Origin of the sequence: Capnocytophaga gingivalis, assembly GCF_002302415.1 — a bacterium.
GTDB classification, from domain to species: Bacteria; Bacteroidota; Bacteroidia; order Flavobacteriales; family Flavobacteriaceae; genus Capnocytophaga; species Capnocytophaga gingivalis.
This window is the reverse complement of sequence record NZ_CP022386.1, coordinates 691882-715762: the sequence shown is the minus strand read 5'-3', so window position 1 is coordinate 715762 and position 23881 is coordinate 691882. Positions and strand designations below refer to the sequence as shown.

Annotated in this window: 23 protein-coding genes; 7 read left to right on the top strand and 16 right to left on the bottom strand. The window is 38.3% G+C overall.

Annotation, left to right across the window (positions count from 1 at the left end; all coding sequences use genetic code 11):
* Positions 1-6 precede the first annotated feature (6 nt).
* The 7 genes from CGC50_RS03350 to CGC50_RS03320 all read right to left on the bottom strand — a co-directional run bounded on the left by CGC50_RS03350 (position 7) and on the right by CGC50_RS03320 (position 5837).
* On the bottom strand, positions 7-522 hold the full coding sequence (locus CGC50_RS03350; RefSeq protein WP_095909674.1) for a hypothetical protein: 516 nt from the start codon (positions 520-522) through the stop codon (positions 7-9).
* On the bottom strand, positions 506-1783 hold the full coding sequence (locus CGC50_RS03345) for an AAA family ATPase (protein WP_095911271.1): 1278 nt from the start codon (positions 1781-1783) through the stop codon (positions 506-508). Before CGC50_RS03345 ends, CGC50_RS03350 begins: the two co-directional genes overlap by 17 nt.
* 23 nt (positions 1784-1806) lie before the next feature.
* Complete coding sequence (gene ruvB, locus CGC50_RS03340; protein ID WP_095909673.1) at positions 1807-2832, bottom strand: Holliday junction branch migration DNA helicase RuvB; 1026 nt, start codon at positions 2830-2832, stop codon at positions 1807-1809.
* Between the two features lie 63 nt (positions 2833-2895).
* Positions 2896-3606 (bottom strand): DNA repair protein RecO, encoded by a 711-nt coding sequence (recO, locus tag CGC50_RS03335; RefSeq protein ID WP_095909672.1) that lies wholly within the window; start codon positions 3604-3606, stop codon positions 2896-2898.
* Positions 3603-4745 (bottom strand): hypothetical protein, encoded by a 1143-nt coding sequence (locus CGC50_RS03330; RefSeq protein WP_095909671.1) that lies wholly within the window; start codon positions 4743-4745, stop codon positions 3603-3605. Before CGC50_RS03330 ends, recO begins: the two co-directional genes overlap by 4 nt.
* 69 nt (positions 4746-4814) lie before the next feature.
* The gene (locus CGC50_RS03325) at positions 4815-5162 is read right to left on the bottom strand and encodes a DUF2853 family protein (RefSeq protein ID WP_002670565.1); all 348 of its coding nucleotides are present in this window, start codon (positions 5160-5162) and stop codon (positions 4815-4817) included.
* Positions 5163-5258: 96 nt separating this feature from the next.
* Positions 5259-5837: a PhnA domain-containing protein gene (locus tag CGC50_RS03320; protein WP_095909670.1), complete on the bottom strand. Its 579-nt coding sequence runs from the start codon at positions 5835-5837 to the stop codon at positions 5259-5261.
* A gap of 417 nt (positions 5838-6254) precedes the next feature.
* Here CGC50_RS03320 and CGC50_RS03315 point away from each other — a divergent pair, with 417 nt between their 5' ends.
* Together CGC50_RS03315 and CGC50_RS03310 are read left to right on the top strand one after the other, a co-directional pair.
* Positions 6255-8021 (top strand): outer membrane beta-barrel protein, encoded by a 1767-nt coding sequence (locus CGC50_RS03315; RefSeq protein WP_095909669.1) that lies wholly within the window; start codon positions 6255-6257, stop codon positions 8019-8021.
* 13 nt (positions 8022-8034) lie between these two features.
* Entirely contained in the window at positions 8035-9201 is a 1167-nt protein-coding gene (locus CGC50_RS03310) for an OmpA family protein (RefSeq protein WP_095909668.1), read from the top strand.
* A gap of 141 nt (positions 9202-9342) precedes the next feature.
* Here the strand turns inward: CGC50_RS03310 and CGC50_RS03305 are convergent, their stop codons facing one another.
* From CGC50_RS03305 to CGC50_RS03265, 9 genes are all read right to left on the bottom strand, one after another.
* A complete protein-coding gene (locus CGC50_RS03305; RefSeq protein WP_095909667.1) occupies positions 9343-9636 on the bottom strand; it encodes a hypothetical protein in 294 nt (97 codons plus the stop codon).
* 26 nt (positions 9637-9662) lie between these two features.
* A complete protein-coding gene (locus CGC50_RS03300; protein WP_095909666.1) occupies positions 9663-9998 on the bottom strand; it encodes a hypothetical protein in 336 nt (111 codons plus the stop codon).
* Between the two features lie 135 nt (positions 9999-10133).
* Entirely contained in the window at positions 10134-10451 is a 318-nt protein-coding gene (locus CGC50_RS03295; protein ID WP_232781176.1) for an Imm26 family immunity protein, read from the bottom strand.
* A 16-nt stretch (positions 10452-10467) separates the two neighbouring features.
* Positions 10468-11031 carry a 5-formyltetrahydrofolate cyclo-ligase gene (locus tag CGC50_RS03290; protein WP_095909665.1) on the bottom strand — a complete coding sequence of 188 codons (564 nt, stop codon included), beginning with the start codon at positions 11029-11031 and terminating at the stop codon, positions 10468-10470.
* The gene (uvrA, locus tag CGC50_RS03285) at positions 11028-13775 is read right to left on the bottom strand and encodes an excinuclease ABC subunit UvrA (protein WP_095911270.1); all 2748 of its coding nucleotides are present in this window, start codon (positions 13773-13775) and stop codon (positions 11028-11030) included. The genes CGC50_RS03290 and uvrA overlap by 4 nt, the downstream gene beginning before the upstream one ends.
* A gap of 4 nt (positions 13776-13779) precedes the next feature.
* Complete coding sequence (locus CGC50_RS03280; RefSeq protein WP_095909664.1) at positions 13780-14304, bottom strand: gamma carbonic anhydrase family protein; 525 nt, start codon at positions 14302-14304, stop codon at positions 13780-13782.
* A gap of 8 nt (positions 14305-14312) precedes the next feature.
* A complete protein-coding gene (locus tag CGC50_RS03275) occupies positions 14313-14996 on the bottom strand; it encodes an immunity protein TriTu family protein (RefSeq protein WP_095909663.1) in 684 nt (227 codons plus the stop codon).
* Between the two features lie 14 nt (positions 14997-15010).
* Positions 15011-15352 (bottom strand): DUF7668 domain-containing protein, encoded by a 342-nt coding sequence (locus CGC50_RS03270; RefSeq protein ID WP_002670397.1) that lies wholly within the window; start codon positions 15350-15352, stop codon positions 15011-15013.
* A 12-nt stretch (positions 15353-15364) separates the two neighbouring features.
* Positions 15365-17494 carry an LTA synthase family protein gene (locus tag CGC50_RS03265; protein WP_095909662.1) on the bottom strand — a complete coding sequence of 710 codons (2130 nt, stop codon included), beginning with the start codon at positions 17492-17494 and terminating at the stop codon, positions 15365-15367.
* Between the two features lie 95 nt (positions 17495-17589).
* On the opposite strand from CGC50_RS03265, the gene CGC50_RS03260 reads away from it, so the two are divergent.
* From CGC50_RS03260 to CGC50_RS03240, 5 genes are all read left to right on the top strand, one after another.
* Positions 17590-18510, top strand: coding sequence for an ABC transporter ATP-binding protein (locus tag CGC50_RS03260; protein WP_095909661.1), 921 nt, complete (start codon positions 17590-17592; stop codon positions 18508-18510).
* A gap of 41 nt (positions 18511-18551) precedes the next feature.
* Positions 18552-18782: a DUF6341 family protein gene (locus tag CGC50_RS03255; RefSeq protein ID WP_002670570.1), complete on the top strand. Its 231-nt coding sequence runs from the start codon at positions 18552-18554 to the stop codon at positions 18780-18782.
* Positions 18783-18996: 214 nt separating this feature from the next.
* The gene (locus CGC50_RS03250) at positions 18997-21165 is read left to right on the top strand and encodes a S9 family peptidase (RefSeq protein ID WP_095909660.1); all 2169 of its coding nucleotides are present in this window, start codon (positions 18997-18999) and stop codon (positions 21163-21165) included.
* A 24-nt stretch (positions 21166-21189) separates the two neighbouring features.
* Positions 21190-22656, top strand: coding sequence for a peptide MFS transporter (locus CGC50_RS03245; RefSeq protein WP_095909659.1), 1467 nt, complete (start codon positions 21190-21192; stop codon positions 22654-22656).
* Positions 22657-22935: 279 nt separating this feature from the next.
* Positions 22936-23868 (top strand): PorP/SprF family type IX secretion system membrane protein, encoded by a 933-nt coding sequence (locus tag CGC50_RS03240; protein ID WP_095911269.1) that lies wholly within the window; start codon positions 22936-22938, stop codon positions 23866-23868.
* Positions 23869-23881 lie beyond the last annotated feature (13 nt).

Genomic DNA, 23881 nt, shown 5'->3' with positions numbered 1-23881 from the left:
TAATGATTAATGGTTGTTAAAGAAACGTTGTTTAAGACTATCAATATCTATTGAAATATAAGTTGCAGGAATTCTAGGGTTCATTCTGCTAAGCCTATTCCTTGCTTCTTCTGTTCTATTAGGTTGAAACACGAAAAAATATTCACTATGTATATTTATATTTTCAAATTTTTTTAATGTTTTTATAGTTTCTTCTACTTTCTCTTCTAGTTCTTTTTTTTCTAGATTAGCCATATTAACATAATTCAAACGTAACTCTACTAATACAATTTCTCTATTTAAAGAATTATCTGAAATTACAAAAATACTATCTACTGATTTTACTTGTTTTCTATGTTGTAGATCTGAGAGTTTTTTTTCTATACAATCAAAATCTATAACTTCTACATCTATGAAATAGTTAGGTATTGTACCTAAATTGTCATCATTATCTTTGAATATAATATTGTAATCTTTAACACATCTCTTAAATTGTTGAGCTAAAGAAGTTTTTAAAGTTTCTTCTTTACTGTATTTCATCATCTTTATATGGTAAACTATATTGGTTAATTCTATCAAGAGCTATATTAAATGAAGCAAAGATAGGGTCTATTTCAGTACCTAATGAACGATAATTATATAGATATGTTTCTTCTTCTTTTTCAGCCAAATAGTAATTCACATTATCTAATACCCCTTCTTTTTCAGCTATATAACGAATAGCACTTACCATGTCAGGATTGTGGCTTGCCAAGAAGAATTTTACCCCTATATGCTTGTGCAAGAGCACGATTATACGGGCATACTCTACGATCCATTGAGGATGTAGGTGCGATTCAGGCTCATCTATAATTAGCAGGGTACGATTATCTATATGTCCATTTTTGAGTAATAACTGAATGATAGAAAAGGCCTTAATACCAGTGGCTACTTCTTTGAGATCAAAAGTCTTACCATCGGCACGAGTAAAAGAAAAATGGCTATATGGCCAGTTTATATTATATTCAGCTTCTCCCTGAATATTATTATAGATAAGAGAAAGCAGTTCTTTCTGATTATTTTTTATATCTCCTTGTTCTCTAAGTAATTTATTAAGGTCGTCCCAGTGATCATAATCCAATGTAGAGATAGACATAGGAGTGTCAATATAGATAGCTTTATTTACCATAAAAGAAAGAGATAAGGTTTCTTTTTTTAAAGATACAATTATCTCATTATCTTCAGAAACTTCAAAGGTTTCAGGAAGTTTTTCCTCAAAAAGATCTAATAACTTATCTAAGAATAGAGAGGTAGGCCTTTTTTGTATTTTATTTTCTGCTTGTTTTATTTTTTCTTTTACAAAATATTTTAACCCTTCAATTCCTTTTTCTTGTTGATTTTCCAATATATCATTAAGATAGCTGTTATATCTGGAGTTCTGTATATCTAATTTGGCATATAATTCTTCAATAAATGTAATTAAATATAACTCTATTTCTCTAAGAGATAGTTTTTTGTAGGTTTCTTCACTTCTTAAATCTTTAATTTTATCAATAATTTTTCTATTGATATTGCTATCATCATTAATATATGTGCGATATGTAATGTTAAAGAAAAAGAATAAATCAAGAAAATTCCGCATTAATTCTTCTTTTACCAATGCCTCATAATTAGAGGAGGTATTGAACAGATAGTACAAAAGCTTAGAAAGGGTACTTTTCCCCGAGCTATTTTCTCCTGCAACTACTGTGATCCCATTGATTTGTATAGCAGCATGACCAATGGCTCGGAAATTCTCTGTAACTACTTTTATATTGGATTGCATATTTTTCATTATTTATTATTCACTTAAAACAATGTTGGTTGCCCATCTTTGAATCGTACTTTCCCTAAGTGTTTGTAAGCAAGGTCAGTAACTTCTCTACCGCGGGGGGTACGAATGATAAACCCTTGTTGGATCAAGAAAGGTTCATATACTTCCTCAAGAGTTTCAGCATTTTCGGAAACGGCAGTGGCCAAGGTAGTGATCCCTACAGGGCCTCCCTTGAACTTATCAATGATAGTAAGGAGTATCTTATTGTCCATTTCGTCCAAGCCGTGAGCATCTACATTGAGAGCTTTTAGGGCAAAACGAGTAATCTCTATGTCTATCTTACCATTGCCTTTGATCTGAGCAAAGTCGCGTACACGCCTTAGCAGCGCATTGGCGATACGAGGAGTGCCTCGGCTACGTCCGGCCAGCTCTATGGCAGCCTCTTCGGAGATAGGTACTCCTAATATGTGAGCACTGCGCTGGAGGATATTGGCCAGTAGTTCTGTGGTATAGTACTGCAACCTACTCTGTATCCCAAAACGTGCTCGCATAGGAGCAGTAAGTAAGCCCGAACGGGTGGTTGCCCCAATAAGAGTGAAGGGGTTGAGGCTGATCTGTACAGTACGTGCATTGGGGCCGGACTCTATCATGATGTCTATCTTATAATCCTCCATAGCCGAATAGAGGTATTCTTCCACTATGGGACTAAGGCGGTGAATCTCGTCAATAAAGAGCACATCACGTGGCTCTAAGTTGGTCAAAAGACCTGCCAAGTCCCCAGGCTTGTCCAAGACAGGTCCTGAGGTGATTTTGATACCTACCCCCAGCTCATTGGCTAAGATGTTGGCTAGGGTTGTCTTTCCTAGTCCTGGAGGCCCATGAAAGAGGGTGTGGTCAAGGGCTTCTCCACGCAGATTGGCAGCCTTGACAAATATTTTAAGATTTTCCAAAATAGCCTCTTGCCCCGTAAAGTCGTCAAAGGAAAGCGGTCGTAAGGCTCGTTCTATATCCAATTCTTGGGGAGAAAGGTTGCTTTTATCAGGATTTAGGTTTGCATTCATAGCATCAATGGTTCAATAATAACCACGCCACAAAAGTACAACAAATTTTTTTAGCAACAAAACCTATAATACGCTTTTGAGTACTTCCCAAGACTTTGGTATTTTGAAATTGGGTAGGTGCCACAGGTAGTAGTTCAGTAACTGTTCTAAGAGACCATTGCGCTCCTCCCTGCTTATTTTTAGCAGACAGACTTCCTCCAGAGAGTGAGAGAGAAAGAACTTGAGCAAGAGACTATCCTGCTCACTCATAAGCGAGTGACCATTGTGCATGGCGACAAATACTCCTGCCTCCAAGTCGAAGTAAGGAAGTTCCATGGCCGAGGTGTTGGGTAATACTCCTAAATATAGGGTGAGGTCTACCAGAAACTTTAGGTGGAAATTAGCAAAATATTCGGCTCTGTCATACCATTGTAGGCTCTTTTCCCAGAAGGAAAAGAGCGAGGGATTGGGATGTTCTTCCTGTAGGACACTACAGCCTATTTCTGAGAGAAAGAACAAGACAGAACTGCGTATGACACTCTGTTGTAGCTTCTTGTAGGGGAAACATACCTTAGCCTCCTTGATGTACTCTAAGGAGCCATCATTGCGCTCGGTGGTGACCAATTCCAACTGACTTAAGGGCTCGAAATAAGCAGGGGAGAGTGCTTTTTTCTTCTGAGACAATACCCCCTTGAGCAGGTAGGAACGCACTCCCTCCAAGGTATAGCAACGTACGATAAGGCTTGTGTCTCGGAATTTTAGGTGAGAGAGCACAATGGCTTTGGTGCGTATCATTCTTGAGGGGGTGTAGGTTTTGCCGGGGTAATAGTCAGTGTATCGGGACTTCTAAGTAGGGTGCCCAACTTGTCATCAAGGTTTTCCTCATTAAGGAAATTGATATAACGGAGCACTGAAGCAAAGGCATTGCGAATGTTTAATATTCCCTGTTGTACTTCTTCCTTATTTAGGTTAGGATTCTCCTTCACCTCACTGGAAAGGTTTCTTACATAGGTTTCAAAGAGCTTAAGGCGCGCCTTGATCTCGTCCCGTTGTAGCTTTTCAGGGAAATTATTCTTAGCCCATAGCTGGCGAAGCTCATCTTCGAGCTGGAAGAGCCAAAAATAAATGCTATTATATGAACTCTTGATATTTTTTTCTTTGCCAAGGAGTTTTTCTGCAGATTTTTCTATTTCTTCCTGATACTTTATAGGTAGAAGAAGTTCAGAGCGATAGAAAGAAACATAATCATTGGCAACCTCTTTGTCTTGGTAAGCAAAGCCAAAGGTATATTCCCCATATAGAGGGGTCTCAACTTGCATATCTACTTTGATCCACCCATCTTCTAGAGGGGTGACTTTGGTGTAGGGTTCTAGTGTATTGAGAGAAAGACTATCCAATCGGAGTGCTTGTTCACGAATGGCCTTTTTATCCTTCTGGCGGGTGATCTCTAGCTGGATATGTTTGATGCCAGAAGAGGGGCGCACCCTCAGAGAGAAAGTGTAAGGAATGTCCTTAAGAAGAATTTCCTGCCAGGCGAACAAAGCGCTTTCCTCTGCTTTTTGTTTGATGAACTTGTAGATAGTATCCGAAGGACTTTCTATGATTCCCCAATCCTGCTGTATATTCCCATTGATATGGATATTTTCTTTGGTATTTGGGTAAAGGCGCTTGTATACATAAAGCGAATCAGGATTCGTATTTTGTAGAATAGAGACCGCTTGTCGCTCAGGAGAGATACTCAGCAATATCTGGTAGATGGTTTTTAGTTCATACCAATTGCGTATATTCTCGGCGGCTTCCTTGGAGAGTTCAGGATAGGTGTAATTCTTGATATACACACTCTTGGCTTCCTTTTTTTCTTCCTTTTTTTCTTTTTGTTGTGACTGACACCCTACAATAAGCAGCGGGAGCAAGCATAGAATGATTCTTTTCATTTTTCTTTCTTTCAATGAAAAAAGGCTACCTTATGATAGGGGCAGCCTCTGAAGATGTGTTAGTACAGATTAGTTATTGTAAACACTCTCTTTCTTAAAGTGTTTGGTCAATAAATAATAAACCACAGCACGATACTTGTTTTTGTTGGACTTGCCATATTGTTCTAATACGGTATTGATAGCCGTATCAAGTTCAGGGCTATCCTTTAAGCCTAATTTTTTGATTAAGAAGTTGTTCTTAACCAAGTCCAATTCTTTCTGGTCAGAACCAGATACTTTGGATGCATCGTTATTGTAGATAGAGGGTCCTAATCCTTTGGTTACTTTGGTAAGTAGTTCCACATCAGGCTCAGCAACACCACATTTTTCTTTTAGATCAGCGGTGTAAAGTTCGATTAATTCAACTTGTTTACTCATAATAGTATGTCATTAATGATTTTACAGCCGTAAAAGTAGTGTATTTTTTTCTCCCTCAATATACTTTAACAAAAGATTATCGTTTAAGACTGATTATTAGGTAGTTTTCTTTACATATTGGGTAAGGATTACAATCTGTTGTCCTTCTACTTTCCCCTCTATATATTGCGAATTTTCAGGGTCTAAGGCTATCTTGCGCACTACAGTACCTTGCTTGGCGACCATACTGCTACCTTTGACTTTTAGGTCTTTGATAAGCACCACATTGTCCCCAGCAGAGAGCACTGCCCCATTGCTATCTTTGTGGATGATTTTTTCTCCTTCTTCCAAGTGGTCATTAAGCGCTTGGGCAAAGGCCAGTTCCTCATCTGTAAGATATAGCATATTGAGCAAATCTAGCGACCATCCCTCTCCTTTGAGTCGGTTTAGCATGCGCCAAGCCACCACTTTTACAGGGAGGTGCTCACTCCACATACTATCATTCAGACAACGCCAATGGTTGCTGTCCATAGTCTCGGGATTATTTATCTGGCTGATACAAGTTTCACAAGCCAAAATACTATCATCTACCCCTCCTACTTTGGAAGGAGGTACTTGGTAGATACTCAGGGAAGTAGTACTTCCACATAGTTCGCAACAGTTTCCACTGCGCTTTTTTAAATCATCTAATAACATAAGGGCAAAAGTACAACTTTTAATGATAAATTATCAATAGTTAATTGTTAATTATTTGATAAATAAAGTCATTGGTAGTTTTTAGGGAAACGCTTTTAAGATATAGGACTTTAGGTCTTATCATGATATAATGAGTTTAAGAGAAATGAGTATTTATTTAAAGGGTCTATTTAATTATATATCAATATGATCTCAGAAAATAGCGACTAAGATTTGTAACCAAGTAGTTTTATCTCTCTTGACTCTACTAAAAATAAAGAATTTCAGTTTTATTGTATTTATAATTTTCTGATTGTCAATAAAATGTATTGGTTTGGTATAAAATTACAGAACTTTTGAAACTTAAATATAAAATTTTTTGTTGGATATATAAATTTTTGTACTTTTGCTCCCGATTTTATATTGAATAGTTATTTTATGAAAAGAAAAATTTTCACAAGTTTTTTTGCTATTACATTAGGTTTTAATGCAGTAGCGCAAGTTAAAGATATTAGTTTTGCTATAGCTCCCACCGCAGAATATGTATTGTGGAATAAGAAATCAGCAATAGAAAATGGTTTTATGGTTGGTGGATATGTAGGTTTTGGTTTTGGTAAAAACTTAGAATTACTCGGTTCGTATAGTCAATCATTAGGATTAAAATCCAGAATTGATGGTTTTTCTGCGCCAGATAATATAAAGGCTGTATTTACTCCCACCGATGTAGACGTTCATAGCTGGGGAGGAGAACTCAAAGGGAATATACCGATGACTTATTCCTTTCAGCCTTATGTTACTTTGGGTGCTGGGATACAAACGATAAAAGCAAATGAAACCAAACAAGATGCCATTTATTATGCTTTTGGTTTAGGGAGCAAATTTAATTTGACAAGACGTCTTACGCTCAATGTTCAGGCAAAGGGTACACATTTTAATTCTGATGCTTCTAATATCCTTCACAACCCTTCTGAAGCTAAAACAAGTACTTATAACCAATGGGTAACAGATAATGTTTCCAATAAAAGTATGCTCAATTGGTCTTTGCAGGCTGGCTTACAATTGTATTTGGGAGGTCGTAATCCTGATGAGCTTACAGAATTAGACAATTCTTATACGAATCTTAAGAATTTTAAGGTTGTAGTGGCGCCTGCAATTGGATATATTGATTTTGACAGCGATAACAACTTCCGCAACACATATTTAGCAGGAGCTTCGTTAGGTTTTGACTTTACAGAATACATAGGAGTAAGAGGATTCTATTATCAAGCAATGAAAGATGAAAAAGTATCCTTAGACTTTGATAAGCTCTCATTGTATGGAGCAGATTTCTTAGCGCGTCTTAATGTATCTAATGGTGTGGTTCCTTATATTACAGTAGGAGCAGGATATCTTAATGTAGGTAATGGCTATCAAGGTAAAGTGGCTACTGTGGAGAACAAATCAAGTATTTTTGCCAAAGGAGGTATTGGCTTGGCTATTCCTTTAAGCAAACATTTGGAACTTTTTGGAGTAGCCAATCTTTTATATACTACAGGTAATGAGAGTGCAAGTAATGCTCTAAAATCACCTAATAAGTTGCAAAGTAATGTCTTCTACAATGCAGGTATCCGTATCAAGTTCGCCAAAGAAAACGAAAAATATACTTATCAAGATCTTGCTAATGAAATCCATACCTCAGAGATTAAGGAAGGAAAAGAACAAGTAAAGGTTCAAAATAATACAAAAACAACGCCAATATCCCAAAAACAAAAAGATATAGACTATTATAATGCACAAATCGCAACTGTTGAAAAACAAATACAGCTTGCTTATCGTCAAAATGATATCAATAACGCTTCTTTATTGCTAAAAGAAAAGGAAAAATGGGAAAAATTACGTAATAATTATGTAGCTGAGCATATCCCTTATCCTTCCGAAAATCAAACAAACTTGGTGAGAATGACTCCGGAGCAATTACAAACATTGATCTCTGAAATAGTTAATAAAATTGAAGAAGGAGAAGGAAAAACCCCAGATCAACGCATTGATAGACTCGAAAAATTGTTGTTAGAGATTAATAAGGATAACCAAAAGATAGAAGAACAGCAAAAAATAAATCAGTCTATACTTGATTCTGTTAAGAATTTAGAAGAAAATATCCAAAAAACAAATGTTGTTGTACCTGTAAGGAAAAAAACAACTACTACAATAAATAGAAGTAAATAAAAAGCCCAGAAATATGAATAATATCATAAAAAAGGGGATTATATTTATATTAGTGTTTATTCCAACTCTTATTTGTGCTCAAGATAAACTATACAATCAGCAGAAAGATATTGTTTTATCCAAAGAGGAACTACAATTACTCTTACAAAAGGTTGCAGAGGCTAAATTGAGAAAAATAAGAGGAGAAAAACTGGCTAATTTGCATAAATCTCAACAGAAAAAGGCTCTTTCAAATATATATGAATCCAATGAGGTGAAGAATTTTTACTATTTAGCTCAAAATGCAGATTCAGCATATACAGATATAGAGCAAGTAAATAGAAAATTGGATATCCTATTGGCTTATATGATGAAAAAAGACAGTGTATCGGTTATTCATTTGACAGATACAGTAAAGTATGTAACTAATAGTAATCTCAATAGAGCAAAATATGCAACTAATAACCCTAATGCAGCAAGGTATGTAGCTGGAAATGATCCTAATAGCGCAAAGTATGTAGCTAAAAGTAGTCCTAATGCAGTAATGCCCATAGCTAATAATTCCAATAAGGATATTTCGCTACAAAAGCAATTGGACATGATAGATAAATCAATAAAAGATTTAAGTAATCAGCAAAAACTATTAGCAGCTGCAGTGGTTCCATTAGCTACATTGAATAATAAGGATAAGCTTGACAAAATTCAACAGCGAACAGACTCTATCTTATTACTCTCTAAAAAGCAAATGGATCATAATAATGTACAAGATCAAAAAGAATCTTCTATTGCAGTACAAAATGTAAAAACACCAGAGCATAAAGGAGATAATTTGGTTATTTCAGAAGAAAGAAGACGTACATTAGAAGACCTATTGGCTAAATATGGGAATAAAAAGACTCCTATTTACTTTGCAAACAATGCGTATGTACCTTTGCCTCACGATACAGAAGCTATGGATCAGATAGTTGCTATGCTCCGAGATAATCCAGAACTATCTATTCTATTAGAAGGATATGCGAGCAATGTCGGTTCAGCCGAGTACAATAATCAGTTGTCAATGAAGCGTTCAGAGAGTGTAGCGCGCTTACTTCAAAAGCAAGGAATCTCATTACAAAGGATACTTACTGCTTTTAGAGGAATAGACGGTTCAGTGGATAAAGAAAAAGCGCGAAGAGTAGATATCTCTGTTATAATACGCTAATAGATAAAGAGTTTGTTTAGGGGATCTCTACAAATTCTTCAGATAAAAAGGCACGAGCGGAACGCTCGTGCCTTTATTAATTATACTTGGTGTTTGCTATGGATAGGAAAGGGGAGAAGTCTGAACAATATGGCTGATGCGTTACCCTTTGTCTGATAGACTATATAAGTAAGATATGGATGAACATATCTCCTTATCCTCAATAGTAGCTAATAATGATAAAGTTTCTTTGTCTATTATGATCTTTTCTTCTATGAGATTTTCCAGTAAAATATCTAAGGCTAATCTTTTCTCTCCAAAAGAGATAAGTTCTCTTGCATCTTTGATAATTGCTGTTACATAGGAGATAAGTTCGTCAGTAGGTAAGTTAGGCTTAACAAACTTTTCTAATCTATCTATAAACTTTTCTACAGTAAAAACATCTATTTTACTCATAATACAGACAAATTTGTTCCCTTAATCTAATTTTTAGGAATAGATGAATCAAATAGAGCTTTATCAAGACAAAATTCCACTAATTTCTCATACAAACAATTGATTAAAAGTATTTCATCTTCTTTGGTTAAAGTCTTAGCAAATTCTTTTTCGAATAGGTAATATTTGATCTGTTGAGAGAAGACAAAGTTAGGAGGTAACTTATACTTAGAAGCTAACCATTCGTCGAACCCTTTCAGCAGCGTATGTTCCTTAGCCAAATCATAGCCAATAATAAGGGATACATAATTGTCATAGGTGCTATTGGGTACGAACAAGCCAAGGCGATCCTTTATATGTTTAAACAATTCTATTTCTTTCATAACTAATGAATCATCAGGTCAATTTTATTAGATAGAACAGCCTCTACAGCTTTATAACCATAGATTCCATCACTGTAATATTTCTCCGCTTCTTCTTCTGTTATGCAGTATCTTTTAGAAGAAATGATATCGTCATCATGTACAATAGCATACGCTTTCATTGATAGGGTCTCTTAGTTTGAAAGTGGGCACTTCCCATTCTTGCCTATTCCACATAGGGAAGTCTCCAATGATTTCCCATTCCTTGTTTTTTATACCCAATGCGCTAAATAAGCATATTAGGCAGACTTCTGACGGTTTCCACTCTGTAATAGTGGGTAAGTTTCTATAGGTCTGTCTAAAAAAGTAACCTAATAGGATATCTTTATTCTGACGAGTTACTAAGCCTGTCAGAAACAGATGCTCTTTCAAAGGTAGCCCTATTACTTTTCCTTCCAACAGATGATTCTTCATTCCTATAACCCTTAATTCAAAACTTAAAAATGCCTTCTGGTGTTACTACATAATCCAAAGGAATATCGCCTTCTCTTACATCTTCTATGAGAGGTTCAGGGGGGAAGAAAGAAAGTCCCACTTTGAGAGTATCTTTCTTGCATTCTTCTAAAAAGATGTCATAAAAACCTTTTCCATAGCCTACACGGTTGCCCTTGGTGTCATAAGCTAAGAGAGGTACAAAAACGACTTCTATCTCTTCACTCTTTATAGGAATCCCTCCTTGGGGTTCAGGGATATGCCATTTGTTATTGGTGTCTATCTGGGTAGGATCATATAAAAAATGTTCCATACGTACCGTCTCCATTAGGGTACGAGAGACGACCAGCGTTTTTCCTCGCTCCTGCAAAAGGCGGATAAGATAGCTGGTATCCACTTCTCCAAAAGAGATGATAGAAAGAAAACTATGGAAAACCTGCTTATCCCAAATGGGAAGCCTCAAAGCCTGTTGGGCTATCTGCTGGCTTAAGAGGGCTTGTTGTTCAGGGGGTATGGCAGCTCGTTTTTGCCTGTAGAGGGCACGGAGGACTTTCTTGTTCATATATATTGTCCTGTATAGCTGTTTTTATTCTTCCTAATCTCCTCTGGGGTACCTGTAGCTACGAGGTTTCCTCCTTGGGCACCGCCTTCTCTCCCTAAGTCTATGATATGGTCGGCACGGCGAATGACCTCTACATTGTGCTCTATCACAATAATAGAGTGCCCGCGATCTATTAGGGCATTGAAGGAGCGTAGGAGCTTGCCGATATCATGGAAGTGTAGTCCTGTGGTAGGCTCGTCAAAGATAAAGAGAGTTGGGGTTTCTTGATAGGACTTCACTAAGAAGGAAGCCAACTTGATACGTTGCGCTTCCCCACCAGAGAGGGTAGAGGAGGGTTGGCCTAAGGTTACATAGCCTAAGCCTACCTCTTGCAAGGGGAGGAGCTTTTGGGCAATTTTCTCCTGCTTGTGCTCGGTAAAGAAAGCTATGGCATCGTCGATAGTGGTCTCCAGTAGGTCGTGTATATTCTTCCCTTGGAAAGTAACTTCCAGAATCTCAGGCTTGAATCGCTTGCCATCACAAGCCTCACAAGTCAGATGTACATCGGCCATAAACTGCATTTCTATAGTTACCTCTCCTTCGCCTTTGCAGGTCTCACATCGTCCCCCCTCGGTATTGAAAGAGAAGTGCTTGGCGGTATAGCCACGCATCTTGGCAAGTTTCTGGGAGGCAAAGAGCTGACGAATATCATCGTAAGCCTTGATGTAGGTTACAGGATTGGAACGGGTGGACTTTCCTATGGGGTTTTGGTCGACAAACTCAACCCGCTTGATATAGGAGAACTTCCCATCCATACTGCTGTACTCGCCTATCTTGTCTGTAGGTTGGTCGAGCTTGCGTAAAAGAGCAGGGTAGAGGATATTCTTTACTAAGGTACTTTTCCCACTGCCTGATACACCGGTTACTACGGTGAGCATATCCAAGGGGAAGGTAACATCTATATTCTTTAGATTATTGGCACGGGCGCCTTTGATTTCGATAAAGTGCTTGGAGGTACGCGCTTTTTTAGGCATTTCTATAGTGCGCCTACCACTGAGGTACTCTCCGGTAAGGGTAGGAGCTTTGAGGAGTTCCTCATAGGTGCCTGTGGCAACCACTTCTCCACCAAGAGTACCCGCTTTGGGTCCTATGTCTATGATATAGTCAGCCGCTTTCATGATATCTTCATCGTGTTCTACCACAATGACGGTGTTGCCCAAGTCTCTAAGTGATTCGAGTACATGGATAAGACGTTCCGTATCTTTAGGATGTAGCCCAATACTTGGTTCGTCTAAGATATACATGGAGCCTACCAAACTACTCCCCAAGGAGGTAGCCAAGTTGATACGCTGACTCTCTCCCCCTGATAGGCTATTGGACTTTCGGTTGAGGGTAAGGTAGCCCAAACCAACGTCCAACAGGTAGTGCAGGCGGTTGTGTATTTCTCTTAAGAGGCGCTCGGCGACCTTTTGTTCGTAGGTATTGAGTGATAGGTTATCAAAGAAAACCACCAAATCGGAGATAGGCATAGAGACCAAGTCAGAAATAGACTTTCCTCCTACCCGTACATAATTGGCTTCAGGGCGGAGCCGCTTACCTCCACAGGCATAGCAGGTGGTCTTGCCTCGATAGCGTGCCAACATTACTCGGTTTTGTATCTTATAGTTTTTTTCTTCCAACTCCTTGAAGAAAGCGGTAAGTCCTGTAAAGTACTCGTTGCCGTCCCAAACAAGCTGCTTTTGTGCTTCGGTGAGCTCATACCAAGGACGGTGGATAGGGAAGTCAAACTTGTAGGCATTGTTCACCAACTGATCTCTGAACCATGACATCGTCTCCCCGCGCCAAGGATAAATAGCATTATCATATACAGAAAGGGAGGTGTTGGGTACAATGAGAGTTTCATCAAGCCCTATAGTATCACCGTAGCCTTCACATACAGGGCAAGCCCCGTAAGGGTTATTGAAGCTAAACAGATGCACATTAGGCTCTAAGAAAGTAATCCCATCTGCCTCAAACTGGTTGGAGAAGTGATGTGCCTCTCCTGTGGTTAAGTTCTCCACAAAGCATACACCTTTCCCTTCGAAGAACGCTGTGCTTACCGAATCGGCTAAGCGCTGGGCGGTTTCCTCTTCGTGATCCACCACGATACGCTCTACTACTAAGGAAAAATCACCTTTAACCTTTTTGAAATCCAAATCACTCAGGCGCTCTACTTTCCCTTGGTACTTGATACGAGCGTATCCCTGCTCCTCTAGTAGGCGAAGAGTTTGCTCGCAAGTACGTCCAGTACTGGGAACGATAGGGGAGAGCAGTAATAGCTTCTGCTCATCAGGGAAGGAAAGGATAAAGTCCACCACATCCGAGACAGTATCTTTCTTGACCTCTCTACCTGAAATGGGTGAAAAGGTATGTCCCACCCGAGCAAAGAGTAGCTTTAGGTAGTCATACACTTCGGTAGAGGTACCCACTGTAGAGCGAGGGTTACTGGTATTGACCTTCTGTTCGATAGCAATAGCAGGGGAGATGTTCTCGATGAAATCCACCTTAGGCTTGTCCAACCTACCCAAGAATTGGCGAGCATAGGAACTTAGGCTTTCCACATAGCGGCGTTGTCCCTCTGCATAGAGGGTATCAAATGCCAATGTGGATTTCCCAGAGCCTGAAAGCCCCGTTACCACCACCAATTTCCCTTTGGGAATAGCTACACTGATATTTTTAAGATTATGTAATTTAGCTCCTTTGATAAGGATTTGTTCTTCTTTCATTTTTTCACTTTTCACTTTCTTGGTACCACTGTGCATACTTCACATAAGCATTGGCGATACGGTTGATTTCTCCTTCGGTGAGTTCAGGAGAAATGTCCTTAATCTTCTTAGCAGGGACTCCTGCCCATACCTCACCTGACCCTATATGGGTACCTTTGGTAACTACGGCACCTGCTGCCACGATGGAGTTACTCTCCACTACACACCCGTCTAAGACGATGGCTCCCATACCAATAAGTACATTGTCCTTAAGGGTACAGCCGTGTATGATGGCATTGTGCCCTATAGAGACATTGTTGCCGATACTGGTAGAGGTTTTCTGATAGGTACAATGTACCATCACATTGTCCTGTATATTTACCTTATTGCCGATGACAATAGCATTCACATCGCCCCTAAGGACGGCATTGTACCATATACTACAATTCTCTCCGAGAGTAACCTCGCCAATAAGGACAGCAGTCTCGGCTATAAATACGTTCTTTCCTATAATCGGGGCTTTTCCCCTAATTTCTCTGATGATAGGCATAAAATGGTTTATTTCTTCTTAAATCTTTCTGGAGCTTCTATATACTCTTGCATTACCTCCTCATAACGCTCATAACACCGGTTTACAAAGGCTTGCATTTTAGGCTTTATCGCTTCAAGGGTACCTTTCGCTTCAAATTCTTCATAGGTACCTCCTCCGTGACCTGTTACCAAATACCCTAATATATCTACCTCATTATCTATATATTGGTAAAGTAAACAAAGGTCTAATAGGTCTATATCCTTCTCATTCAAATATTCTTCTTTCCAAAGGAGCGAAAGATATTTTTCATATGGATAATTATCCCCTTTGTACTTGCTATAATGGTCTTCTCTTATGATATTTGCTATTTCTTCTCTATCTATTAGGCGTGCTCGGTAGTCCTCATAAAGTTGATTGATGAATGTATCTATCTCAGAGTAGGCGGTATGATAGAATTTGTTAAAGATACTTATGAGCTGGCTCACATTATCAAATTCCTTACTCTCATACACGCTTAGCTTATCAGTAGCTATACACAAGGCTTCGTAATCACAACGCAGGTAATTCCTCCATATGGTAAACCTTTTCAGGTGCGTTTCGGTTTCGAAATCCACCACTACGCCCTCGTTATCCTCTCCAAAAAATCTTAGGTTCTCTTCGGGGATTTTCTTTTCAAGCACTTCTTTTATAAAGGGTTCTACATCAATCATAGATAAGGGGGGTATTAGGGAACAAATACATCATAGATAACGACTTCCTCAGCCCCATCGTTCATATAGCACGAAAGAGCAAGCATTAGGTCACTTCTTCCCTCTTCTTTTGTCCAGAAGGGAATATATACATCAAGGCTCTTTTTCTCCTCTATGAAGCAACTTTCTGCTAAGTCAAATGCTTCATCAGGCAAAGGGATTATTTTATAAGGATACCAATGAATCACCTCAGCCAAATCCTCTACAAGGATATCTCCATTTTGCCCCTTGCGCTCTATGGAGGCGTAATCGTCAATAGAAATATGATACACCAATTCCTTAATGATAGGAATAAAAGTACTCAGTTCTAAGGCCATAGGTGTAGTTGGTTATTTATCCAGTTCCCCATTCTTTAGCAAGAAATAGGTGGTTTCGTAAGCGGATATACATTTTTTCATTAACTTTCCATCAGGTTGAGCTACTTTGAGCTGTTGGTAAAAAATAGGAAGCTCTACCTTAGGTTGTTCAGCCTCTGGAACTATTTTATATTGTATCTGCTCACGCAAAGGCTTGATAATGGAAAGAGTGTCAGGGGTAAGGTATCCCAGCTCGCGGTAGGTAGCGATATAAGCACGTGGCTTGTAGAACCTACTGAAAATATCCTGACCTAAGAACTTGCTCTCATAAGAAAAGTTCAAGAGTTCCATTACGGTAGGCATCACGTCTATTTGAGAAGCGAGCTTATCTATCTGTTCGGCTTCTAAGAAGTCAGCATAGATAAGGCAGGGAATACGATACCTATCCAAGGGCAATTCGGTACGCCCAGCACTCGAAGCGCAGTGGTCGGCAACAATTACAAATACCGTATCCTTAAACCACGACTCTTTTTTAGCCAACTCGAAGAACAGCTTGAGTGCATAGTCAGTATATTTTACCCCACCTTGTCGCGACTTAGCCGTACCAGGGATATCAATGCGACCTTCTGGATAGGTAAAAGGACGGTGGTTGCTCACGGTCATCCAGTGGTTAAAGAACGGTTTGCCTGTTTTCGCTTGGGCATTCATCTCCTTAATGGCTTTGCGTGCCATATCCTCATCACTCACTCCCCAGATGTTGGCAAAGGTAATCTCCTCAGGAGTAAAGTTGTCTCTATCTATGATATCGTAGCCGTTACCTCCGAAGAAGTCTTTCATATTGTCAAAATAGCTATAGCCCCCGTAAAGGTATTTCACGCTATACCCTTTGGACTTGAAGACACTCCCCGTGGTGAATTTGTTCTTGTTGTCCTTGCGCTTAACGATACTCTCACCTGGTGTAGGTGGTACACAAAGGGTCAGAGCCTCCAAACCTCGCACGGTGCGATTACCCGTAGCGTATAAGTTAGTCAGGAAAATACTCTTTTGCGCTAAGCTATCAAGGAACGGAGTAATGCCCTCAGTATTGCCATAAGCCGCCATAAACTCCGCAGAGAGGCTCTCTACTGAGATAAGCACCACATTCTTATGCTGTTCGTCATCTTCTCCTTCTACAGGATAAGGTAGCTCCCTAATAGGGGCAAAGTTTCGAAAGCCACACTCACCAAACCCAGGATAAGGTATCATGAAATTACTGAAAAAGGTGCTTCTTGCCTCCTCTTCAGGCAGGGTGGGGTAGAACTGGAAGAAGTCCAGCTCGCTATGGGTGAAAGCATAATAGAACTTATAGACCCCGTTGGCGCGTATCTCCTGAACAAACACGTTGTTGGACTTGATATTGTCAAACTTGGGGGTAACCCACAAGCTCAAAAGGAACAATACCACATAGCCCCCCAAGAACAAGCCTTTTTCTTTGAGGTTAGGGATAGTCTCAAGGGTAGATTTTGTTTTTTTATAAAGGAAAATAGTCAGTGCAAGTACCACGACAAACACCCCTGAGAAGAGCGGTACTACAGGGTAGCTCTCCATAATATTGCCGATAACCTCCGTAGTGTAGATGAGGTAATCCACCGCGATAAAGTTGTACCGTATCCCGAACTCATTCCAGAAAAAATATTCGCTAACGGCATTCATCACTATAGCAAAGGTATAGATAAATAGAGTAATGAAATAGAGTACTTGGCGTACCTGTCTGCGCCACTTACCTGCAAAGAGCATCGCAGCAAAGCAAAGGGTCTTTGCCCCAAAGAAGAATAAGGCGATTTCCTCTACTGAACCTCCATACTGATAGAATATATTGTTAGGTACAAACTGTATATAGCACAAGAGCAAGAGCATTGCTCCAAGGATAATATAGCCATAGGGCTTTTGGTACTTCACATTGGCGATAAAAAGGAAGTAAATCACCAAGATACTAAGAGCTAAGATGGTGATAAATATGTCATTGAAGGAGCCTACTAAAAGCATGCCCAAGACCTGACCCAAAGAAAAGGAGGTTGTGGTAATGGGGTGTCCCATAAAGATAATCCTCAGGACAAAAGAGATAACTATATATAAACCACCTACATAGAGGAAGGGTTTAAGCTTACTAAGCAGTGCTTTCATAAAGATAAATTTTCGGCAAAGGTACAACAAACAAATGAGATAGAATGGTCATTTTGGAAATAATTCTTATTTTTGCACCATAAAATATAGAGTCAATGCTTATTGTAGAAAATCTATCCTATACCTATACCGATACTCAAGTCCTTGAAAATATTCACTTTACCCTCGCACAGGGCGAGGTACTCTCCATAGTAGGAGCCAGTGGCTCAGGCAAATCCACCTTACTCAAGGCGCTCTATGGTTTGTTTGACCTCTCACAAGGCAAAATCTTTTGGAATGGAACACCTGTCTTGGGACCTTCGCACAATCTGGTGCCAGGCTTCCCTAAGATGAAATATTTGGCACAGGATTTTGGTCTGATGCCCTATATGACAGTGGAGGAAAATGTGGGAAAATTCCTCTCAAATCTGGATTTGCCTAAGAAGCGAGCTCGTGTAGCAGAGCTATTGGAGATGACCCTTATGCAGGACTATGCCAAGGTAAAGCCTCTTTTCCTTAGTGGAGGGCAGAAACAGCGTGTAGGCTTGGCGCAAGCGCTGGCACAAGCACCTGAGTTGCTGCTTTTAGACGAACCTTTTAGCCAAACGGATAGCTTTCTTAAGAATCGTATCCGCCAAAATCTTTTTACCTTTCTCAAGGATCATAAGATTACCGCTCTTATTGCTACTCATGAAAGCCAAGAAGCTTTGGGATTCTCGGATAGGATTATGATTATAAAGGATGGCAAACAACTCCTGATAGATACTCCAGAGAAGGTCTATTACTCACAGAATGAGTATATAGCTACCCTCTTCGATGTGGTTAATAAGGTACAAGTGGAAGGAAAAGAACACTTATACTACCCTCACCAGATACATATTGTCAATCAATCCCCTTGGCAAGCAGAGGTAGAAAATTGCTTTTTTCAAGGAGGAGATTACTTGATTCTCTGTCGTTCGGATAAACAATTGTTTTATATAAAACACAATGAAAAAATAGAAAAAGGAAAAAAAGTTTTTTTAAAAGTAGGAAAATAGAAAAAAAGTTGTATATTTGCACCATTAAAAACAACAACATCATGACATCATTTTTCAGAGGAATCAAATATTTTTTTGAGCAATATGCTTTTGCTCCTTATGATTATCTAAGAAAATTAGAATTATCTTCTTGGTGGGGTGCCAACATTGCCACTTGGATTATGCTTGTGGTACTCTTTGGATTCTTTTTCTATTGGGTAAAACAATTAGTGAAATTCTCTAAAGAAGGAACAGAGAGAATGGATGTCACTGCTCATTCATTTTTCAAATAAAAAAGGGATAGCTGTATTTTATCATAGCGATCTGATAGACATCAGGTCGCTTTTTTCTTAAAGATAAATATTAATATTTGTATTTAACTGTAAATCAGTTGAATACATTTGTTTTGGAGAAAAAAATAAGCAAAGTGGATTAAAAAAAGCATAAAAAACACTGATATATCAAAAAAAAAACGTAAAATTGTATCCTACAAAAAATATTCTAAAGATGAGAACTAAAATGAATTATTTCTGGCTGTTTTTGCTAGCTATCTCACTGAATGTGAGTGCACAAAACAAACAAATTACCCTAAAGGACATCTGGATAGATTATGCCTTTTATCCTAAGGGAATGACCAATCTGTCAGCACTTAAGAATACCAACCAGTATACAGTGCTCAATTATGATTATACAAATCTTAACTATACTATTGATTTGTATAACTTTTCTACTTTGGAAAAGGAAAAAACGCTTTTTGATACCAAAAAATTCCCACAAATCAAACGTATCAATAGCTATACTTTCAACAAACAGGAGGATAAAATCCTTATAGCTACTAACAAAGAGCCAATCTTTAGGCGTTCTTTCTCAGCCGATTTCTATGTTTTTGACCTAAAAAAGCAAGAATTGGCTAAACTTACAGATAAAAAAATCCAAGAACCTCTCTTCTCTCCACAGGGAGATAAAGTAGCGTATGTGTATAAAAATAATATTTACATATATGATACTCAATCCAAAAAGGAACAACAAGTAACTTTTGATGGAGAGAAGAATAAAATAATCAATGGTACCAGCGATTGGGTATATGAGGAAGAATTTGCTATTGTAAGAACATTCGATTGGAATGCGGATGGTACTCAACTGGCTTATATTCGTTTTGATGAACATGAAGTGCCAGAATTTTCTATGGATATCTATGGAACTACTTTGTATCCTACTAAAGACACTTTCAAATATCCAAAAGCAGGAGAAAAGAACTCTGTAGTAAGCCTTTATTTGTATGATGTAAAAGCAGGAAAGGCTACACAGATTCCTTTGGATGCTTACTATATTCCTCGCTTGCAATGGACAAAAGAAGCCAATATTCTCAGTGTACAAACATTGAACAGACACCAAAATGATTTCAATATTATTTTTGTAGATGCTTCTACTAAGAAATTCAAATCCGTATACCACGAAGTAGATAAGGCTTATGTAAGTATTACCGATGATCTTACTTTCTTGGACGACAATAGCTTTATCATCTCTTCTGAAAAAGATGGTAACAATCATCTCTATCACTATGACAAGAATGGAAAGCTTATTAAGCAAATTACACAGGGAAAATGGGAAGTGACAGAATATTACGGATACAATCCTAAGGCAAAACAAATCTATTATCAATCTACTGAACCAGGATCTATCAACAGAGGAATCTATAGTATAGCCCTTTCAGGAAAGAACAAAAAAGGATTAGCTACTACAGAAGGAACTAATGAAGCCACTTTCAGCCCTGACTTTTCTTTGTTTATCAACGAATATTCAAGTGCTCAAAAACCTAATTTCTATACACTGAATGATAGTAAGACTGGGAAAGTAGTAAAGGAAATCCTCAACAACAAAGAATTAGAGGATAAGATTGCTACCTATAATACAGGTAAAAAAGAATTCTTCGAACTCACTACTAAGAATGGAGACAAGCTCAACGCTTGGATGATTAAGCCAAGTGATTTTAATGAAAATAAGAAATACCCATTGCTTATGTTCCAATATTCAGGTCCTGGTTCTCAGCAAGTACACAACTCTTTCTCAGGATTTGATACTTTTTGGTATTATATGCTTGCTCAAAAGGGTTATATTGTACTCTGTGTAGATGGTCGTGGTACAGGATACAAAGGAGCTGCTTTCAAGAAATGTACTTACAAACAATTAGGTAAATACGAATTGGAAGACCAAGTAGAGGCTGCTAAGATTGTAGGAAATTACAAATATATCGACAAAGATCGTATAGGTATCTGGGGATGGAGCTTTGGTGGCTTTATGGCTTCCAACTGTATCCTAAGGGGAGAAGTGTTCAAAATGTCAATAGCTGTAGCTCCAGTGACCAATTGGCGCTTCTATGATACTGTGTATACAGAGCGTTATATGCAGACTCCTCAGGAAAATCCAGAAGGATATGACAATAACTCTCCACTTACTTATGCTAAGAATTTGAATAAAAAATTCCTTTTGGTGCATGGTACTGCCGATGATAATGTACATGTACAGAACTCTATGCGATTGATAGAATCCTTTGTACAATACGACAAGCAGTTCGAATGGGCTATTTATCCAGATAAGAACCATGGTATCTATGGAGGAAATACGCGCCATCATTTGTATGAAAAGTTAACTAACTTTGTCTTGAACAATTTGTAATAAAATAATTTAATTGCATAAATAATGAATACAGAAAAAAAAGGACACCCTGCGGGACTTTATCTCATATTTTTTACAGGAATGTGGGAGCGCTTTAGCTACTATGCGATGCGCGGTATTTTGGTGCTTTACCTAACAGCTACATGGCTAAATGGAGGGCTTGGGTATGACGAAAAATTTAGTACAACCCTTTATGGTATTGCTACAGGACTCTGTTACTTTACACCTCTCTTTGGAGGATGGCTCTCTGACAGATATTTAGGACAACGTAAGTCTATTCTCATTGGAGGGTTTATCATAGTCTTGGCGCTATTTGTGCTCTTTGCACCTGAACTCTTTACCTCTACAGCATCTACCTTGTCTGCTGAAGATATACAATCTAATCAATTGATAGGGCGTATAGGCCTATATGGAGGTTTGTTCCTATTAGTTATTGGTAATGGTTTCTTCAAGCCTAATATTTCCTCTATTGTTGGGGATTTGTATGAACCAGGCGACAAACGATTGGATTCAGCTTTCTCTATCTTCTATATGGGGATCAACTTAGGCTCTGTATTAGCGCCACTCATTGTAGGACTACTTGCTGATAATATATTTGCTACCACCTATACTGATGCCAATGGCGTAGTTCAAATTACTCACGGTTATCGTTATGGGTTCTTGGCAGCTTCTATAGGAGCGCTATTAGGACAGCTTTTATTTGTATTCTTGAGTAATAAATATTTAGGAGATATAGGAATCAAACCTAAGAATGCTAATGTCCACTCCTTAGAAGCAGGAGAAAAACAAGAAGAAAAGACACCTCTTACTCGTGTAGAAAAAGAGAGAATTGCTGTAATCTTTATTTTCTTCTTCTTTGCTGTTTTCTTCTTTGCTGGTATGGAACAAGCAGGAGCTTCCTTTAATCTATATGCTAATAAATATATAGATAGAAATGTATTCGGATTTGAAGTACCTACCGCTTGGTTGCAGATGGTTAATCCTTTCTTTGTGATACTATTAGCTCCAGTATTTGCTTATTTCTGGAATACACGTTTGGGACAAGCTCTTAATACTCCTTTGAAGATGGGATTTGGTCTCATTGTATTGGGAATAGGGTTCTGGTTTATGCTCATAGCTGGTTTCCAAAGAGGAGCTGTATGGGAAGGAGGACTCAATATCGTGGACAACTCTAACGAAATGGTTAAGGCAAGTATGATCTGGATGATTCTTACTTACTTGATGCATACTATAGGTGAGCTTTCTCTCTCTCCAGTAGGACTTTCTATAGTAACCAAACTTTCTCCTGCTCGCTTTGCGTCCTTATTCATGGGAGTGTGGATTATGGCAGCTGCTTTTGCTAATATGCTTGCAGGACTTATCTCTTCCTATGTAGTAGAGCTTGGAGCAAGTACTGTATTTGCTTCTATTTCAACTTTTGTGCTTATATTGGGTATCCTCATGGTTTCTCTCAATAGACTTATAGAACGTATGATGCACGGAATTAGATAAAATATCTGTTACATTTAATTATTTTAGAAACAAAGGCTATCATAATATATGATAGCCTTTGTTTATTTTATATGCTAAGAAAAATATATTTTCTTTCACAAAATATATTTATTCGTATTTAAAAAATAACTTATAATTGTTAATAACTTTTAAATGCGTAAAATATTGATTTTCATTAAGTTATTTAAAAATGTGTAAAAAATGATTCGAATAGATAGCTAATATTTGTTTATTCATTTGTTTTTATTGTACCTTTGCACGCTCATGAATAAAAAGAATATGTTAAAAAAAGGAACGCAATTGATCGTATTGTTCGTGTTGATTTTGTTTGCAGACCAAGCAAAAGCGCAACAAGATTCGCAATACACACAGTACATGTACAATACAATGATGGTAAATCCAGCTTATACAGGTTCTCGAGGAGCAACCAGTATATTTGGATTGTATCGTAACCAATGGGTAGGCTTGGATGGAGCTCCTAAGACAGCATCTTTGAGTATCCATACTCCTATTGAAGGCAAACATGTTGGCTTGGGAGGGGCTATCTATCATGAAAGTATAGGGCCTCAATCTACCAATATGATAGATGTAGATTTCTCTTATACTTTGGAATTTGAGGAATCTAAGTTGGCTTTTGGTCTGAAAGCAGCAGGTGCTTTCTACCGATTTGATAGAAGTAAGATGAATCTGGTAGATGCTGATGATTATGCTTTTCAGGGAAAAGAGACTTCTTTCTTACCTAATATAGGTGCTGGTCTATACTATTATGGAGAAAAATACTATGTAGGTTTCTCTATTCCTTACCTGTTGGATACAAAGACTTTTTCTAGAAGTGATGAAAGAAAAATTATTTCTGATATCAATGAAAAACCGCATTATAATATCATGGGGGGATATGTATTCGACCTTTCTGAGAATACTAAGTTCAAACCTGCAGCACTGATGAAGATTGTATCAGGGAGCCCTTTGCAGTTAGACCTTTCAGGGAACTTCCTTTTCAACGAGCGTTTTGTCCTAGGGGCTGCTTGGCGATGGAGTGCTGCTGTGAGTGCTATGGCTGGTTTCCAGATAGATAGAAACTGGTTTGTAGGATATGCTTATGATTGGGAAACTACTGAATTGAGAAAGTATAATTCTGGATCTCATGAGATTTTCCTCAGATATGAGTTCTACAGAGATATTAAGAAAATTATCTCTCCTCGATTCTTCTAATAATAGACTAATA